Genomic DNA, 16816 nt, shown 5'->3' on the forward strand with positions numbered 1-16816 from the left:
CCCCGGTTACGCGAAAGCAGGGCTTGCCATAACGTCCCAGACAAGGTGACCTTGACATGTGATGCCTGCGGGGTGACAGGCAGTATCACCCGAAGAACACCCGCCAGGGTAAGCCGCTCCCGCGACATTGAAGCCGGTTGCCTGCGCGCGTTCGTCGCCGCCGCGGTCCCACGCAAACCGTCTGGCGGGATCTGGCGCCTGCGTGTGGCCCATGCATGCGCTATCGGTTTGGCTGATCTTCGCGCATGACGTTATAGAGAAGGAGGCCCGCCGTTAGAGACACGACGGCGCCTAATACATCGTTGCCGGTCAGCCCCAAATAATGAACGAAAGTGAATGTCAGCTCGGCCATGGCCCGACCTCCTAGAAGGTTGCTCTAGAGAACCCTTAGGGATCACTAATGTTCCGATCGTTTGAGCGGGCGCTGAACCTCATCGTCATGGCGATCTCCGGTGATTGAGGTCGCCCCATCGGGAAGGATTATATTCCTCATTCGGCTGACGCTGGCAAGTGCAGGCAGAATCTCGTGGCGGCCCTCCAGCGAACGCAATGTGCGCTCCAGGGTGTGGGGACCATGGCCGGGATTGTCATTGTATTAGCGAAAGCGCATATTGTCCCTGCAAGCGGCCTGCTACGCCCCGTCTGTAAAGACATTCATTGGGCGCGCCGATGTCCGACAAGACCCGGCAATTACTCGCCCTCGTCGTCTTCATCTGCACATGGTCTTCGCTGGCCGGCTTTCAAAGGGAGGACTTCGATGCGCTACCTTCTAGCCACATGTTGTTTCGTCGCACTAGTAGTTATCGGCGGTGGCGAACCTGCAGGTGCCCAGACAGCCCAATCAAGCATAGAGGCGAACAATGCGGACTTTGTTGCGAAGTTTGCCGCCAAGGATGCGACAGGCCTGGCTCAACACTACACCGAAGACGCGGTAGCGTTTCCTCCCAACGAAGAGCGGGTCGCCGGCCGCGAAAGCGTTCAGAAGATGTGGCAGAGCTGGATCGATGCAGGATTGACCGATCTGACCCTGAAAGCGGCGCAGGTCGAGGAGAGTGGCAATCTCGCCTATGAGGAGGGCAACTACTCTATCAAGATCCCCGGTAGTGACGGCAAGACCAGTGAGGAAATCGGCAAATACATTGTCGTTTGGAAGAAGGGCGCCGACGGCGAATGGCGACTGCATCGGGATATTTGGAATGCGAACCCTGCTAAGAAGTAGAGTTATCACTCCCGTTCCATTGTCTTGACGCTACCCGGGCGGCGCACCGGATTTCTCATCGGCTCGCCTCGGTACGGGGCGCAAAGAAACAGCGGATATACGAAAACGGCGGGGATACTGGCTGTCTTCGCTCTCTATGACGCGGGTCTTGGGAATGAAATATCGCGTCTTGGACCCCGTGCGGACATTGAAATTGCCGCCCGGTAGCGGCTCAACAAAGCGCGGGTTGATGACCCCACAATCCTTCTTATCGTCGCAACATTCATAGCCGGTGACCGGATCATGGTAGCCGGTGTACCAGCTGTGAGCGACAGCGAATGCGATCAGAAGAAGCTTCATCGCCTACCTAACTTAACATGGCGGCCGACTAGCGGGCCATACCATACATTAGCTATCGCTTGACGAAGACGCCGTCCGCTCCAGACTCATCGCATGGCCAGGGGCATCAACATTGGCGATGAGGTCGCTGTCACCGCGACGGTGAGGCGTCGAGTGACCGAAGACCGCGTGAGCGTGTCGATCCCAAGCTATGGCTTCCCGCACTCGATTGTCGATCGAACGTCCAAGGTAAAAAAAGGCCAGCAGATAGAGCTTGTCGGCGACGTCACCCATATCGATGGTGAGTGGGTCACGGTGAACCTGGGCGTCCAGGTTACAGTGAATATGGATACGCTGAGACTGGTAACAGCCTACAAGCCGCCTTCGAGAAAGACGGCCCTCATCGACAAGCCGACTTAAAGGGCAGGCCCGTCCGGGAACAGTCAATTAGCTTTAACTAATTATAGACCCGCGCTGTCCTATTCTGGGACAGCGCGGATCAGTGCCCACTGCCGCGCAGGCGGCTCCGGCAGACCCAGCACCCCCGCCCACTGTCGGGGCCGCCACCTACCTTTCACACATACCAGCAGTGGTTGAATCAACCGTTACCACACGTGCCTACCAACACGCTTTCCTGATCGTTAGACTTTGATGGACCGGAGGGATTCACATCTCACCAGAACTGATCTAGTCTTGCCGCTCGAAGAAATCGCAGGTGGCAACCATGGAAGCGATGTTCGATGACCTCGCGGCGGCCCTTAGAGAGCCCCGTATAGACGTATCTGCTACTGTCCGCGCTTATGCCCTAGACCTCGCCGGCAAGCTCTTCCTGGGCATTGCTATTGGCGTTGGCATCGGCATTGGGCTAGCGATCGCCGGTTAGCTCCTCGGGAAGGCTTACCTCACCTGTCCGCTTGCTAGAACATACCGCTTTTGGTCTTGCGATTGGCGTAGGTATCGCGCTGAGCTACCTACTATATTAGCAATAGGCTTACATACAGAGTCGGACATACCATCAAGCGTTTTTCAGGCGCGTGCGGGGGAGTTTGCAATGCGCACAATTCTGGCTCTAGCCGCACTCACAACCTGTTTCGCTCTCTGGGATCGATTTGCGAACGACGGGATCTATAGCGCCACTCTGCAGCGAAACATTTTCGGTAAAGTGCTTTCTGGATGACCAGCCATTGACCGGCATCGGTTTGCCGTCTGCACGCCATCGCTGGCATAAATAGTCTTACCGGCTCAGTTGCGCTTCCCACCTGTCGGCAAGCATGATCCGCGCAACAAGGCTCTCAAGTGCATCGGCCTGCGGGTGCTTCCACTGCTTGAGGGCAAGGGCGAGCCGATATGCGCACTCGGCATTTCCTTGTTGGCCATCTTGATCTTGCCCGACTGCTTGATGTTCCGGGCAACGATTGTGACCGTCGCCTCGTCGTCTCCGCTGGCCTCATGCTCCCTTGTTTCGTTTCAGGACGGGAATGCTGGCACCCAGGTTGCACCGGAGATGTTGCCGGTACTCTCCTGGGGCCGGCAGCTCGCCGGGCTTGAAGGTCGTTGTTGGGGGCCTCGCCCGGCGGGTTTGCCATTACATTAGCAATTGCTTGTAAATAGACCGAGGTAGGAACATAATTGCATCGCGAGGAGCTTTGAGGGAGGTTCCTATGCGATGGCCCTTGGTCGTGATCGCGCTGGTTATTGGCCTGGTCCTCTGGGACCACTTTGCCAATGACAGCGCCTATACCGCCGATGTCGAGCGAAGCTTTGCGTCTCTGGATATGCCGGGGGGCTGGAGGGCGCCTCCCGCCATCACCTTCCACAATCCAGACGACCAATGAACGATCTAGCGGCTTGAACCAATTGCGTAGGTCGCGCTGAGGTTTGGCCCCAATTGCTTGAGGAATTGCCGGTAGCTTCGGATACGCGCCCAGAACTTCGCGCATTTGAAGTACGCCGCTCCGCCCGCCGCACTGCGGAAGTCTTCTAACAAACGCGATCTGGTTCTATCTGCGCCGCGACTTCATCCGCACGGCCGCCTGCCTGTTCATGGCCGGCCTGGCTTTCTATCTGCTTCTTCGCCGATGGCGCCTTAGTAGCCGCCGCCACCCATGCCGCCGGTACCGCCGGTACTGCCGGAGCTACTGCTGCCCCCGTTGCTGGTCTGCGTCGAGGAATGCTGTGTTCCATTGCTGCTGGTCATGCACCCGGCGACACCTGTTAGGATCAAGAGCAAGACGGCAATTGTGATGTGACTCCGCATAGTTGTCTCCCTTCTGGGGTTCCCACCGCGCATCCGTTCAACAACATTGAACTCGGCTTTATTCCATCACAATCGAGTGACGGATTTGGCCAAGCGGTTGCTGAGCCGCTACCAGCCGCGCCAGCGCAGCACCCGAGCATCCCACCAGATTTTGTCTATCTCCTTCCATGGCCTTAATGGAATAAGGGGCTATATGCTTCGTTTATTCGGACCAATGCGCTTGGAAGCCAAGACCTCAGCCGATTGCGGGCCCGCTGGCAAATAAAGCACTTTGTCGCGCCGGCTGATAACCCCAGCCCCCCGCCCATCAGTCGGCGCATGGCCCGGCTTGCGAACCTCAATCCACCCCAAAAGCAAGCCGGGCTTTCACCTAACACCCGTGCCGAACTTGGAAGCACCGCATGATCACTTACGTCCTCGTTGCGTGGCTCCTCCTCCAGGCCGCCAGCATCATCGTCGGCAAGTCTATTGCCTTCGCGAGCCAGTGATGGGCATCGGCGACGAGGTTGCCATAACCGCGACTGTGCGCCACCGCGTAAACAACGACAGGGTCAGCGCTGTGCCAACTCTCGGCCTTAATTAGCGATTGCTGAAATCCGCAAGGTTGGCACCAGCCAGCCATGCTAAATGGCGGCGGTCATCTACCGGAGCGCAGCCATGACCTCTCCCATTGGAAGCCAGCAAACCGCTGGCGCAGTGCAGCGTACCATCGGACTTCCGGCATCACCCGAGGCGACTTTTCCAGGCAAAAGTGCTGACAGCGTCGGTCATCTCGCGAAAGCCTCGGTTTTGGAGACGGGCGACAGCGAGCCTGGCGCTCAAGGTCGGGCAGCATCTAGAATCGCTCGCATGGACGTGACGGTGCTTCCCCCGGCCGGCCCAGGCGATAATCGAGTGTCCGATAAAGCAAACGAAGACAACGGGGCGGCGGATCAGGATGCAGGAGGAATCGGCTGACGCGGCCCCAAAAGCAGTCGGGCCGAATTTCGTCACGGCGGGCATTTTTTAGATCCGTTCGGCCGTCGGCGGAGTCGAATCACGAGCCGGTGCTGCCGAAGCCGGCAGCAGCCTCACAAGCGCGTGCGTTTGGTTGATTTCTCAGACAAAATATGCTGCTTGTCGCGCCCATGAAAAAGCTCTGCCTGATGGTTGTGGCGTCTCTGGCGCTGGCCTGGCCGGCCAAGGCGATGGACAACGCGCTTCGCGCCGGCCTGCTGAAACTCGATCCGCAGACTCGCCTCGAGCAGCGTTGCGACGCCGAAGTGCTCGACCGGATCAGCCACGACGATCACAAATTCAAGGCCGACCGTGTGGTGGCCTATGCCTTCGCCACGCCGCAGATGAGCGCCGATGCGATCAGGAGTCCCGGCGCAGCCTTTCGCAGCAACGGTCAGTGGTACCGACTGAAGTTCAAGTGCCAGACCGCGCCCGACCACATGCAGGTGCTTCAGTTCCGCTACAAGATCGGCGACGAGATCCCGGAAACCGACTGGGCAAAATACAATCTTTACGACTGACGGATTGCCCTCGATTAGCGGCCCCCGCGCCAGCCTTCGCTTGCAAAAAGTCCAATAGATTTTCGCTGGAACAAGATGCCTTGCGACGGCTCGTTCCGGCTGTTCTCTTGACGCGCGCGAACCATACACGTTAGGGCGTCAGAACTTTCGAAGATCGGCACTCGACGAACAGCAAAAGGGCTTCCAGACGATGGATATTTTCAGCGCCGCAAGCCTGACCGCTCTTCTTCAGGTCATCGCGATCGACCTGGTGCTCGCGGGCGACAATGCCATCGTCATCGGGCTGGCGGCTGCCGGTCTGCCTTCCGAGCAGCGCAAGAAGGCAATCTTGATTGGTGTGCTGGCGGCCACGGTGCTGCGCATCCTGTTTGCGGCGGTTACGGTCAAGCTGCTTGCAATCGTCGGTCTGCTGCTTGCCGGCGGCATCCTGCTGTTGTGGGTGTGCTGGAAAATGTATCGCGAGTTGCGCACCTCCGCTGCCGACGAGCAGGAGGCGACGGAGGCGCTGTCCAATGCGGACCTCAATGACGACAAGATGGTCGCCGGCAAGGCGCCGCGCAAGACGCTTGGCCAGGCCGCGTTGCAGATCGTCGTCGCCGACGTGTCGATGTCGCTGGACAACGTGCTGGCCGTCGCAGGTGCGGCGCGGGATCATTTCTGGGTGCTGGTCATCGGGCTCGTATTGTCGATCGGCTTGATGGGGCTTGCCGCGAGTTTCATTGCCCGGCTGCTGCACCGTTACCGCTGGATTGCCTATGTCGGCCTGGCGATCATCCTCTACGTCGCGCTCGACATGGTCTATCGCGGTGCGATGGAGGTCTGGCCGCACGTCAACAACGCGGTGAGCTGACACCGCCCCCCGACGCGGACTTCGGCCGGCCTGCGATCTGGCCCTTCGCATTGCGTTTTGCCGCAGCAAGGACCAGCCCATACCAATGCCGCAATTAGTGTGATATTGCGCCGCCGATCCCGAAAAGCCTGGAAAACCTTATGTCTGCCCCTCGTGTCAGTTTCGTCAGCCTTGGATGCCCGAAGGCGCTCGTCGATTCCGAGCGCATCATTACGCGGCTGCGTGCCGAAGGTTACGAGATTGCCCGCAAGCATGACGGCGCGGACCTCGTCGTCGTCAACACCTGCGGCTTCCTCGATTCCGCGCGCGACGAGTCGCTCAACGCGATCGGCTCCGCCCTTTCGGAAAACGGCCGTGTCATCGTCACCGGCTGCCTCGGCGCCGAGCCGGAGGTCATTCGCGAGAAGCACCCCAATGTGTTGGCGATCACCGGCCCTCAGGCCTATGAGAGCGTGATGGCGGCCGTGCATGAGGCGGCTCCCCCTAGTCACGACCCCTATGTCGATCTCCTGCCGCCGCAAGGCGTGAAGCTCACGCCGCGCCACTACGCCTATCTGAAGATTTCGGAAGGCTGCAACAACCGCTGCACCTTCTGCATCATCCCGGCGCTGCGCGGCGACCTCGTTTCGCGGCCGGCGGCCGACGTTTTGCGCGAGGCCGAAAAGCTCGCCAAGGCCGGCGTCAAGGAGATCCTCGTCATCTCGCAGGACACCAGCGCCTACGGCATCGACATCAAATACCAGACGAGCCTATTCGGCGATCGCGAGGTGCGCGCAAAATTCCTCGACCTCGCTGAGGAACTCGGCAAGCTCGGCATCTGGATACGCATGCATTATGTGTACCCCTACCCGCATGTCGCCGACGTCATTCCGCTGATGGCGGAGGGAAAAATCCTCCCCTATCTCGACATCCCCTTCCAGCATGCCTCGCCGCAAGTGTTGACGAACATGCGCCGTCCCGCTCATGGCGAAAAGACCCTGGAGCGCATCCGCGGCTGGCGCGAGGTCTGCCCGGATCTCGCCATCCGCTCGACCTTCATCGTCGGCTTCCCCGGCGAAACCGAAGACGACTTCCAGATGCTGCTCGACTGGCTGGACGAAGCGAAAATCGATCGCGCCGGCTGCTTCAAATACGAACCGGTCAAGGGCGCGCGTTCCAACGACCTCGGCCTCGAGCAAGTGCCGCAGGAGATCAAGGAGGCGCGCTGGCATCGCTTCATGCAACGTCAGCAGAAGATTTCCGCAACGCAGCTTGCCAAGAAGGTCGGCAAGCGCCTGCCCGTGCTCATCGACGAGGCGCACGGAACTTTGGCCAAGGGCCGAACCAAATATGACGCGCCCGAGATCGATGGCTCCGTGCACATCCAGTCGCGGCGGCCGCTTCGGGCCGGCGACATCGTCACGGTCAAGATCGACCGGGCCGACGCTTATGATCTTTACGGCTCGGCGGTCTGATACCCCGCGCGAAAGTAGACGTCTCCGATGAAGTAGGGCGCCCTGCGGCGCCCTTAGGCTCTTGACGGCCCCTCGGCTTCAGCGGCGTCTCGTCAGAGCTTCACCGCCTCGATTGCGGCCAGGGAACGGTCGATCACCTGATCGAAGGTCTCATCGAGGCGCGTGCCCGTTGTGACCGCCGACAGCCGTGCGGCAAATCCCAAATGGTAGTCTACGAACCATTCAGGGCGCAGCTCCGGCTCCGGAAACGGTCCCCACCACGGGGGAAGCTTCGGTATCTTCGGCCGCGTGGGGCACCAGTCATCGAGGTCGCTCAAAAGCGCCTTCATATCGAGCCCGCCTCGCTCAGCCACCCAAGCATGGCGGACAAATTCGTCAGCAACCGCTGCGCCCAGTTCATGCGGCGGGAGCGGCTGTGGATTGAGTGCGACCCGCGCAAGCCCACCCTGCGGTCCGCGCGGGATGACATCGAAGATGGCGGGAAAGCGCTTCCCGATGATCGCCAGAAGTTTTTTATTCAATTGCATAAGACCCCTTTCTGCGGGCGCTTGTCACGCCAGCTGATTTCGTCTGATTTGCATGATCACCATGGAAGTGGAAGTCACTGACGTATGTGAAAGTGGTCACGGAACCGGTCACAGATATTGCCAAGATCCCATGAGAATCTGAAATTCTGAAAAAGATAGAGCGAGATTTATCTTAAATACTTGGCACGCAAGATCGTGCAACGATCTTTAACCGACTGGCAAAAAGCCAGTTCAGCTTCCGCCCTAGGCGGGGAAATCTTGCCAATCGATCTTAAAACGAATGAGGGCGCCACGAGGCGCCCTCTCCGGTTCGAAATTTCGTTGCCGCTTATCGCGGCAGCTTGTCGTCAATACCCTTGACGTAGAAATTCATGCCGAGCAGCGTGCCGTCGTCGGCAACCTCACCGTCCTTCAGCCAGGGCGAGCCGTCCTGCTTGGACACCGGACCGGTGAAGGGGTTCCAGCCGCCGGCGATCTTCTTCGTGGTCGCCTCGGCCATCGCCTTGACGTCGTCGGGCATGTTGGTGAAGGGCGCGAGCTTCACGGCGCCGTCCTTGATGCCCAGCCATACATTGTCCGGCTTCCAGGTGCCGTCGAGCGCCGCCTGAACGCGGCTGATGTAGTACGGACCCCATTCGTCGGTCAGAGAGGTCAAGGCCGCATTCGGCGCAAACTTGATCATATCGGACGACTGGCCGAAGCCGTGCAGCTTGCGCTCCTCGGCGACCTGCAGCGCGGCGGTGGAGTCGGTGTGCTGGACGATGATGTCTGCGCCCTGGTCGAACAGCGCCTTGGCGGCATCGGCTTCCTTGCCCGGATCGAACCAGGAGTTCACCCATACGATCTTGACCTTGAAGTCCGGATTGACCGACTGTGCGCCGAGCATGAACGAATTGATGCCCATCACCACTTCCGGGATCGGGAAGGACACGATGTAGCCGGCAAGCCCCTTCTTCGATTCCTTGGCCGCGATCTGGCCGAGCACGTAGCGGCCTTCATAGAAACGCGCATTGTAGATGCCGAGATTGTCGCCGGTCTTGTAGCCGGTGGCATGCTCGAACATCACCTTGGGAAACTTCTTGGCGACCTTCACCTCGGCGTCCATGAAGCCGAACGAGGTGCCGAAGATGATCTTGCACTTCTCTCGCGCCAGGCGCTCGAAGGCGCGGTCGGCGTCGGGGCCTTCCGAGACGTTCTCGAGATAGGCGGTCTCCACCTTGTCGCCGAGTGCCTTCTCCACCTCGAGGCGGCCCTGGTCGTGCTGGTAGGAATAGCCGAAATCCCCGATCGGACCCGTATAGACCCAGCAGGCCTTCAGCTTGCCTGCCGCTTCGGCGGTCGCCGCCAGCGATAGGGCCCCGGCCGTGGTCATAAGGGCAATAAGCAGTTTTTTCATCGTGTTACCTCTCTGAGTTAAGCCTTGGAGCTTCCCGTCTTTTTGTTGTCGTCAACGATCCGGAACGAATGGCTGCCCCAAAGAAGCCGGCGTGTTCATCATCGTCAGACGCTTGTTGCGCGAGATTAGAACGAGAACCACGATAGTTGCCAGATAGGGGAGCGAAGAAAGAAACTGCGAAGGCACGGGAATGCCAAAAGCCTGTGCATGAAGCTGACCGATCCACACCGCGCCGAAGATATAGGCGCCGGCAAGCACCCGCCACGGACGCCAGGAAGCGAAGACCACCAGCGCCAGCGCGATCCAGCCCCGGCCCGCGCTCATGTTCTCGACCCATTGCGGTGTGTAGACCAGCGACAGATGTCCGCCGGCAAGGCCGGCGCAGGCGCCGCCGAAGATCACGGCGAGATAACGATAGCGGATGACCTTGATGCCCAGCGCATGCGCCGAAGAGTGGCTGTCGCCGATCGAGCGGAGCGTGAGGCCGGTGCGCGTCTTGAACAGGAACCACATCACGGCGGCGGTGAGCGCGATCGAGATGTAGAACAGAGGATCCTGGCCGAAGATCAGCCTGCCAACGACCGGGATCGAGCTCAACCCGGGGATGTCGAGGTTCGGCAACCTGACGCCCGGCTGGCCGACAAAGCTGGTGCCGATCATGCCGGACAGGCCAAGACCGAGCAGCGTCAGCGACAGGCCAGTCGCCACCTGGTTGGTGGCCAAGGACAGCGTCATGACGGCGAAGAGCAGCGAAAACAACGCGCCGACGATGATCGCCGCAAGCAGGCCGATCCAGGGCGAGCCGGTGAGATAGCCGGCGCCGAAGCCGCCGACCGCGCCCATGATCATCATGCCCTCGACGCCGAGGTTGAGCACGCCGGAGCGTTCGACCACGAGTTCGCCGATCGCCGCGATCAGCAGCGGCGTCGCCGCGGTGGCGATGGTCAAAAGGATGTTGACGGTGATGTCCATCAGCGTGCCTCCTCCAGCTTGGGCGCGGCCTCGAGTTTTGGCGCGGCAAAGCCGATCAGACGAATGCGGTAGTGAATGAGCGTGTCGCAGCCGAGCACGAAGAACAGAAGCATGCCCTGGAACACTCGCGCCACCTTGTCGGAGATGCCGAGCGCGCTCTGCACCGCCTCGCCGCCGAGATAGGTCAGCGCCAGCACCAGGCCCGCGGCGACGATGCCCAGCGGATTGAGCCGTCCGAGGAAAGCGACGATGATGGCGGTGAAGCCATAGCCGGGCGAGATCACCGGCTGCAGCTGGCCGATGGCGCCGGACACTTCCGAGATGCCGGCAAGACCAGCCAATGCCCCGGACAGCAGGAAGGTGAAGAACACCATCTTGTTGAAGCCGAAGCCGGCGAAGCGCCCTGCCCTGGGGCTCGAGCCCAGCACACGAACCTCAAAACCCTTCAACATGCGGCTCATCATCAGCCAGATCGCTATCGCCGCGACGAGCGCGAAGACGAAGCCCCAATTGGCGCGGCCGGCATCCGGCATCAGCTCCGGCAGGACGGCCGAGTCGCCGAACTGGATGGTCTGCGGGAATCCGTGGCCCTGGGGGTCGCGCCACGGTCCGCGCACCAGCCAGTCGAGGAAGAGCTGCGCCACATAGACCAGCATCAGGCTGGTCAGGATCTCGTTGGTGCTGAAGCGGGTCTTGAGCAGCGCCGGGATGGCCGCATAAAGCGCGCCGCCGACCATGCCGAGCAAGAGCATCAACGGCAGCACCAGTGGGCCTTCGAATTCGGGGAACAGCACCGGGATGATCGAGCCGAAGATGCCGCCCAGGATGAATTGCCCTTCGGCGCCGATGTTCCAGATATTAGCCTTGTAGCAGACCGACAGGCCGACCGCGATCAGGATGAGCGGCGCAGCCTTGATGGCCAGCTCATGCAGTTGCCAGACTTCGCTGACCGGCTGAATGAAATAGATGTTGAAAGCCTCGAGCGGATTGACGCCGAGCAATGCGAACAGAACCGCGCCGGCAATCATCGTCAGGGCGAAGGCGATGAAGGGCGAGAGCACCGAAAACAGCGCCGAGCGCTGCGGGCGTTTGACCAGTTCGAGGCGCATCATGCCGTCTCCATGGTGTGTTCGGCGTGGCCGGGCTCGGCGCCGCCCATCAACAGGCCGATCTTTTCGAAGGTGGCTTCGGCGATCGGCAGCGGCGCCGACAATTCGCCGTTGTGCATGACCGCGATCGCGTCCGACAGTTCGAACAATTCGTCGAGGTCCTGGCTGATGACGAGAACCGCCGACCCGCTGCGGGCAAGCTCGATCAGCGCCTGGCGGATATGGGCGGCGGCACCGGCATCGACACCCCAGGTCGGCTGGTTGACGACCATGACGCTCGGCTTGCGGTCGAGCTCGCGGCCGACGATGAATTTCTGCAGATTACCGCCGGAGAGTGCCGCGGCCTCCGGATCGGGCGCGCTCTTGCGCACGTCCATGGCCGTGATGATGCGCTGGGCGGCGCTGTAGACGGAGGCGTTCTTGACCATGCCGCCGGAGCCGACGAAGGACTTGCCGTCGGTGGCATGGCGCGACAAAAGCAGGTTCTCCGAAAGCTTCATCCGCGGCGCCGCGCCATGGCCGAGGCGTTCCTCCGGCACGAAGGCGGCACCCATCAGCCGACGGCCCGTGATCGAGAGCGCGCCGGCATCCTTGCCGCGGATGCGCACGGACCCGGCATCCTGCTGCAGCACCTCGCCGGAGACGGCTTCGAAGAACTCGCCCTGGCCATTGCCGGCGACACCGGCGATGCCGATCACTTCGCCGGCACGCACGTTGAGATTGACGTTCTTGAGCGGGATGGCAAAAGGCGTCGCCGGCTTGCGGGTAAGCCCGCGGATTTCGAGTAGCGCCGGCGCGGTTTCGATGCCTTCGGCCGGCGCGCGCACTACCGCCTTGACCTCGTTGCCGACCATCATGCGGGCGAGCGATGCGGCCGTCTCCTGGCGCGGATTGCAGTGGCCGACCACCTTGCCGTGGCGCAGCACGGTGGCGCGGTCGCAGATGCGTTTAACCTCCTCCAGCCGGTGCGAGATGTAGAGGATCGACTTGCCTTCCGCGCGCAGCCGCTCCAGCGTCTCGAACAGCTTGTCGGCTTCCTGCGGCGTCAGCACCGAGGTCGGCTCGTCGAGGATGATGAGCTGCGGCGTCTGTAAGAGGCAGCGGATGATCTCGATGCGCTGGCGCTCGCCGACGGAAAGATCGCCGACCAGCGATTCCGGATCGAGCGGCAGGCCGTAGCTGTAGGAAAGCGCCCGCGCCTTCGCGGCAATGGTGCTGATCGGCGAGCCGTCGTTCAGCGAGAGCGCAATGTTCTCGGCCGCCGTCAGCGCCTCGAACAGCGAGAAATGCTGGAAGACCATGCCGATGCCCAGCCTCTTGGCGACACCGGGGCTGGTGATATTGACGGCCTTGCCGTCCCAGAATATCTCGCCCGAATTCGGCTCGAGCGATCCGAACAGCATCTTGACCAGCGTCGACTTGCCGGCGCCGTTTTCGCCGAGCAACGCGTGGATCTCGCCCTTCGCGATGTTGAGGTCGATATGATCGCACGCTGTCAGCGTGCCGAAAATCTTCGTAAGGCCACGAACCTCGAGCAGGTTCGCCCTGTCATGATTTGCACTCACAGTGCCTCCCATCCAGTTACCCGGATATGTTCTGTGTTCCCGCTGGTATCGTATGCGCGGCCGGCTTCTGTCGGAAAGCGGCACCCAACTTGAAAGAGCTTCAAGAATTCCAGCGGAAACTCAAGGGGTAAGATATACCTATTGAGGGTGCAGGAAAGACTGGCTGGCTTTTCGGGTAAACCGTGCCTTCGCGCCTGGCAGGGCGCTGAAAAACAAGGCAGCCGGCTCAGGGGATGAGGATGGACGTACCCGTCGTCTTGCGGCCCTCGAGATCGGACTGCGCTTGTGCCGCATCCTTCAGCGCGTAGCGCTGATTGATCTTGATCTCGACGGCGCCGCTCAGCACCACATCGAAGAGCGCCTCAGCCGACGCCACTAGATCCTCGCGCTTTGCGTTGTAGACGAAGATTGTCGGCCGGGTTGCATAGAGCGAGCCTTTCTGCGCCAGAAGCGACATCGAGAATGGCGGGATCGGCCCCGACGACTGGCCGAAGCTGACGAACATGCCGAGCGGCCTCAGGCAATCGAGCGAAGCGGGAAAAGTGTCGTTGCCGACGGAATCATAGACGACGTCGCACTTTTTGCCGCCGGTGATGGCGGCGACGCCGGCGACGAAATCCTGCTCCTTGTAGTTTATGACATGGTCGAAACCATGCGCTTTCGCGAGCTCGATCTTGTCGGCGGAGCTCGCCGTGCCGATCATCGTCGCGCCGAGATGCTTTGCCCATTGGCCAAGGATCAGGCCGACACCCCCGGCGGCAGCATGGTAGAGGATCGTGTCGCCGGCCTTCACCTTATAGGTACGCCGCAGCAGGTATTCCGCCGTCATGCCTTTCAGCATCATGGCGGCCGCCTGCTCGTCGCTGATCCCGTCAGGCACCTTCACCACGCGGTCGGCGGCGATCACACGTTCTTCCGAATAGGCGCCGACATTGACCGCGTAGGCGACGCGGTCGCCGGGCTTCAGCCAGTCGACCTCGGCGCCGACGGCCAGCACCACGCCTGCCGCTTCACCACCCGGGATCAGCGGGAACCCACCGGGCGGCGGATAGAGACCCGAGCGGTGATAGACGTCGATGAAGTTGAGGCCGATCGCCGTGTGCCTGATCAGGATCTGCCCGGCGCCCGGCTGGCCGGGATCGGCATCCTCATAGGTCAGGACTTCGGGGCCGCCATGGGCGTGAATGCGGACTGCCTTGGACATCGCTCAATTCTCTCGGGAAGGGACAGAAGCTAGATCTAGGGTCAGGATTTCTTGGCGCCAAGATCGGGGAACAACTGCATGATGCCCCCAATGCAGGCGAGATAGAAGCCGGTGAAGGTGATGCCGATCTTGGTGAAATCGCTGACCTGTTCTCCCAGGACGCCAATCTGGTTGTAGAAGCTGGCGAGCGCTGCCTGTGCCAGCGCAAGCGCGCCGAAGGCACACCATAGAAGGGTCATGCCGAGATTGAGCGGCCTGAGCCTCACCACCCGCACCGGATGGATGAAGTTGATGGGCATGAAAGTGAGGATGCCGGCGACCACGACTACGGCAAAGGAAACCCATTGGCCCGGTTCGATAACGAAGAGCGTGAACACCACCATGTTCCAGACGACCGGGAACCCCTTGAAGAAGTTCTCCTTCGTCTTCATGCCGGTGTCGGCATAGTAAATCGCGCTCGACACCACGATGATTGCCGCCGACAGGAACGATAGTCTCTCACCCATGAAGCCGCGCTGATAAAGCGCGAAGGCCGGGATAAGGACGTAGGTGACGTAGTCGATGATGTTGTCGAGGAGCTCGCCCGACCATGTCGGCAGGATCTCCTTGACCTCGAGTTTTCTCGCGATCGGGCCGTCGATGCCGTCGACGAAGAGCGCAAGCCCCAGCCACCAGAACATCGCCGTCCAGCGCTCCTCGCTCGCCGCCACCAGCGATAGGAAAGCGAGGAACGAGCCGGACGCAGTCAGAAGGTGCACGGAAAAAGCGCGCGCCTGCGGCCATGTCACCTTCTTCTTCGGTCGCGGAATCCGCTCCGCGATTTTCTTGGCCGCTTTCCTGGCTGCTGTGTTCTTGCTCACGGGCCTCGCCAATCCAGCTTGCAGATTTCGGCCGAGCGGCCGGCGAAATTCCAATTGCGGCCGAAGGCGCGCATCTTGCTCTTGTCGGACTTCGCCACGATGATTTCCGGCGCGATCCAATATTCGGAATTGGTGATCACCGTATCCTTCTCGCGGTCTTTGCCAGATATAGGTGTCACCGCGCCGTCAATGATCTTCGGTATCTGGAAAATGCGCGTCTTGTCACGGGTCTCGTAGGTGATCGGCACCTGCTCGACGCCGAGGAATTTTCCGACCAGGATCGACAGCAGCGACGTGGTACCGCCGGCCTTGCCGGTGAAGATCTTGGTCAGCGCCTTCACCGCATAGACCGAGGCGCGCTTGTCGATGAACAGGCCGGCGGTCCAATTGCCGCGGCTCATATAGCCGGGGATTTCCATGATCAAGCCGAGATTGAGACCGGACAGGTCGACCTCGCCGAAATGGCCGGCATCGATGCGGAACCCGGCCCAGGTCTGGCAATAGCCCTCGGTCGGCGGATGGCTGCCGAGTGACAGCACGCAAGGGCAGAAAACCGTGCAATTGCAGGAGAGTACCAGCTCTCCTTTCATCGCCCAGCTTTGATCCGTCATCGAATTCTCCCCTCACGCCGAAACTAATAGCAGGGCGGCGGCCCACACAAGCAGTATCGCACCGGCAACCCGGCTGGCCACCCTGCCGGTGGCCTGTTTTTCGATCACGGTGAACAGGCCTATCAGCGCCATCCAGAAGATGTTCATCGCGCCGACGGCGAACATCACCAGCATCAGCGCCCAGCAGCAGCCGAGGCACCAGACACCCTGCTCCATCCCCAGGCGAAAGATGCGGCCCGATTTCGCGCTCCAGTTGGCGAACAGGATCGAGAACGGGTTCCGGCATTTCTTCAGGCATGCCTGCTTCAAGCCGCTGAATTGATAGAGGCCGGCAATCGCCAGCGCGGCGGCCCCGGCAAGCCCGACGACGGGATCGAGCACCTGCCCCGAGGCGGCAAGACCATAGACCGCGAGCGTCAGCGCGGCGAACGCCGCCGAGGCGGTAAGCCAGGTCGCAAGGTATCCCGCCACCAGAACCAGAGGATGGACGACGGGCTCGCTCTTGATCCGGGCGGTGTCCGCAATCTCGCAATAGGTGCGGATCATCGGCGCCGCCGAAGGCAGCATCGCCGCGACCGCCATCAGGAACCACATCAGGACGAGCGCCAACGCCTGCACGCTTGCGGTACCGGCAAGCGGTGCCGGCGCAAGGCACAAAGCGAAAAAGCGATCGAGGAAATCCGGCAGTGGCAATCGCGGCAGGTCTTTGAGCAGCGCATCACCCGGAGCGCCGCCGGCGAGGCGGCTTTCGGCGCCGCGAATCGCCGTTGCAGCGAGAATGAACCAGGCAAACAAGATGCCCGCACCGATGGTGAGCATCACGGCAAGGCGTGGGCTGCGCGCGAGTCCCGCCGTGGCGCGGCCGGCGCGGTCGAGATGGCTGAAATCGTGCTCCTGGCCGGTCATGGCAATCGAATGGGCCGAATCGCCGCGTTGATCAAGCCCGCCGATCTGCCC

General features: G+C 61.1%; 19 protein-coding genes. 8 read left to right on the forward strand and 11 right to left on the reverse strand.

All coding sequences use genetic code 11. From position 1 onward, the window contains the following. Positions 1-220: 220 nt before the first annotated feature. Positions 221-352 carry a hypothetical protein gene (locus DH10_RS37620; RefSeq protein ID WP_281396696.1) on the reverse strand — a complete coding sequence of 44 codons (132 nt, stop codon included), beginning with the start codon at positions 350-352 and terminating at the stop codon, positions 221-223. Positions 353-757: 405 nt separating this feature from the next. On the opposite strand from DH10_RS37620, the gene DH10_RS13020 reads away from it, so the two are divergent. Further along, positions 758-1219: a YybH family protein gene (locus tag DH10_RS13020; RefSeq protein WP_192245044.1), complete on the forward strand. Its 462-nt coding sequence runs from the start codon at positions 758-760 to the stop codon at positions 1217-1219. Between the two features lie 30 nt (positions 1220-1249). Here DH10_RS13020 and DH10_RS13025 read toward each other — a convergent pair whose 3' ends face one another. After that, positions 1250-1558, reverse strand: coding sequence for a hypothetical protein (locus DH10_RS13025; RefSeq protein ID WP_192384786.1), 309 nt, complete (start codon positions 1556-1558; stop codon positions 1250-1252). A 93-nt stretch (positions 1559-1651) separates the two neighbouring features. Between DH10_RS13025 and DH10_RS13030 the strand changes: the two genes are divergently transcribed. From DH10_RS13030 to rimO, 7 genes are all read left to right on the forward strand, one after another. Continuing rightward, complete coding sequence (locus tag DH10_RS13030) at positions 1652-1957, forward strand: hypothetical protein (RefSeq protein ID WP_192245048.1); 306 nt, start codon at positions 1652-1654, stop codon at positions 1955-1957. 304 nt (positions 1958-2261) lie between these two features. Continuing rightward, a complete protein-coding gene (locus tag DH10_RS13035; protein WP_192245050.1) occupies positions 2262-2420 on the forward strand; it encodes a hypothetical protein in 159 nt (52 codons plus the stop codon). Positions 2421-3210: 790 nt separating this feature from the next. Then, positions 3211-3372 (forward strand): hypothetical protein, encoded by a 162-nt coding sequence (locus DH10_RS13040; protein WP_192245052.1) that lies wholly within the window; start codon positions 3211-3213, stop codon positions 3370-3372. A gap of 1079 nt (positions 3373-4451) precedes the next feature. Then, positions 4452-4751, forward strand: coding sequence for a hypothetical protein (locus DH10_RS13045; protein ID WP_192245309.1), 300 nt, complete (start codon positions 4452-4454; stop codon positions 4749-4751). Positions 4752-4903: 152 nt separating this feature from the next. Further along, on the forward strand, positions 4904-5311 hold the full coding sequence (locus DH10_RS13050; protein ID WP_192245054.1) for a DUF930 domain-containing protein: 408 nt from the start codon (positions 4904-4906) through the stop codon (positions 5309-5311). A gap of 190 nt (positions 5312-5501) precedes the next feature. Continuing rightward, the gene (locus DH10_RS13055; RefSeq protein WP_192245057.1) at positions 5502-6161 is read left to right on the forward strand and encodes a TerC family protein; all 660 of its coding nucleotides are present in this window, start codon (positions 5502-5504) and stop codon (positions 6159-6161) included. A gap of 140 nt (positions 6162-6301) precedes the next feature. Then, entirely contained in the window at positions 6302-7615 is a 1314-nt protein-coding gene (gene rimO / locus DH10_RS13060; protein WP_192245060.1) for a 30S ribosomal protein S12 methylthiotransferase RimO, read from the forward strand. 92 nt (positions 7616-7707) lie between these two features. On the opposite strand, the gene DH10_RS13065 is transcribed toward rimO, so the two are convergent. From DH10_RS13065 to DH10_RS13105, 9 genes are all read right to left on the reverse strand, one after another. Continuing rightward, on the reverse strand, positions 7708-8142 hold the full coding sequence (locus tag DH10_RS13065) for a hypothetical protein (protein ID WP_192245062.1): 435 nt from the start codon (positions 8140-8142) through the stop codon (positions 7708-7710). 328 nt (positions 8143-8470) lie between these two features. Next, positions 8471-9538, reverse strand: a complete 1068-nt coding sequence (locus tag DH10_RS13070) for a BMP family ABC transporter substrate-binding protein (protein ID WP_192245064.1) — start codon at positions 9536-9538, stop codon at positions 8471-8473. 51 nt (positions 9539-9589) lie between these two features. Beyond that, positions 9590-10510, reverse strand: a complete 921-nt coding sequence (locus tag DH10_RS13075; protein ID WP_192245068.1) for an ABC transporter permease — start codon at positions 10508-10510, stop codon at positions 9590-9592. Then, entirely contained in the window at positions 10510-11622 is a 1113-nt protein-coding gene (locus DH10_RS13080) for an ABC transporter permease (RefSeq protein WP_192245070.1), read from the reverse strand. The genes DH10_RS13075 and DH10_RS13080 overlap by 1 nt, the downstream gene beginning before the upstream one ends. Continuing rightward, a complete protein-coding gene (locus DH10_RS13085; protein WP_192245072.1) occupies positions 11619-13196 on the reverse strand; it encodes an ABC transporter ATP-binding protein in 1578 nt (525 codons plus the stop codon). Before DH10_RS13085 ends, DH10_RS13080 begins: the two co-directional genes overlap by 4 nt. 214 nt (positions 13197-13410) lie before the next feature. Beyond that, positions 13411-14388 carry a quinone oxidoreductase family protein gene (locus DH10_RS13090; RefSeq protein WP_192245074.1) on the reverse strand — a complete coding sequence of 326 codons (978 nt, stop codon included), beginning with the start codon at positions 14386-14388 and terminating at the stop codon, positions 13411-13413. Positions 14389-14429: 41 nt separating this feature from the next. Then, positions 14430-15197, reverse strand: coding sequence for a phosphatidylcholine synthase (gene pcsA / locus DH10_RS13095; protein ID WP_192245291.1), 768 nt, complete (start codon positions 15195-15197; stop codon positions 14430-14432). Between the two features lie 47 nt (positions 15198-15244). Continuing rightward, positions 15245-15859: a DUF1326 domain-containing protein gene (locus DH10_RS13100; protein ID WP_192245076.1), complete on the reverse strand. Its 615-nt coding sequence runs from the start codon at positions 15857-15859 to the stop codon at positions 15245-15247. Positions 15860-15871: 12 nt separating this feature from the next. Continuing rightward, positions 15872-16765 (reverse strand): DUF2182 domain-containing protein, encoded by an 894-nt coding sequence (locus DH10_RS13105; protein ID WP_192245078.1) that lies wholly within the window; start codon positions 16763-16765, stop codon positions 15872-15874. Positions 16766-16816: the final 51 nt, after the last annotated feature.

Origin of the sequence: Mesorhizobium silamurunense, assembly GCF_014843825.1 — a bacterium.
In the GTDB taxonomy this organism is placed as follows: domain Bacteria; phylum Pseudomonadota; class Alphaproteobacteria; order Rhizobiales; family Rhizobiaceae; genus Mesorhizobium; species Mesorhizobium silamurunense.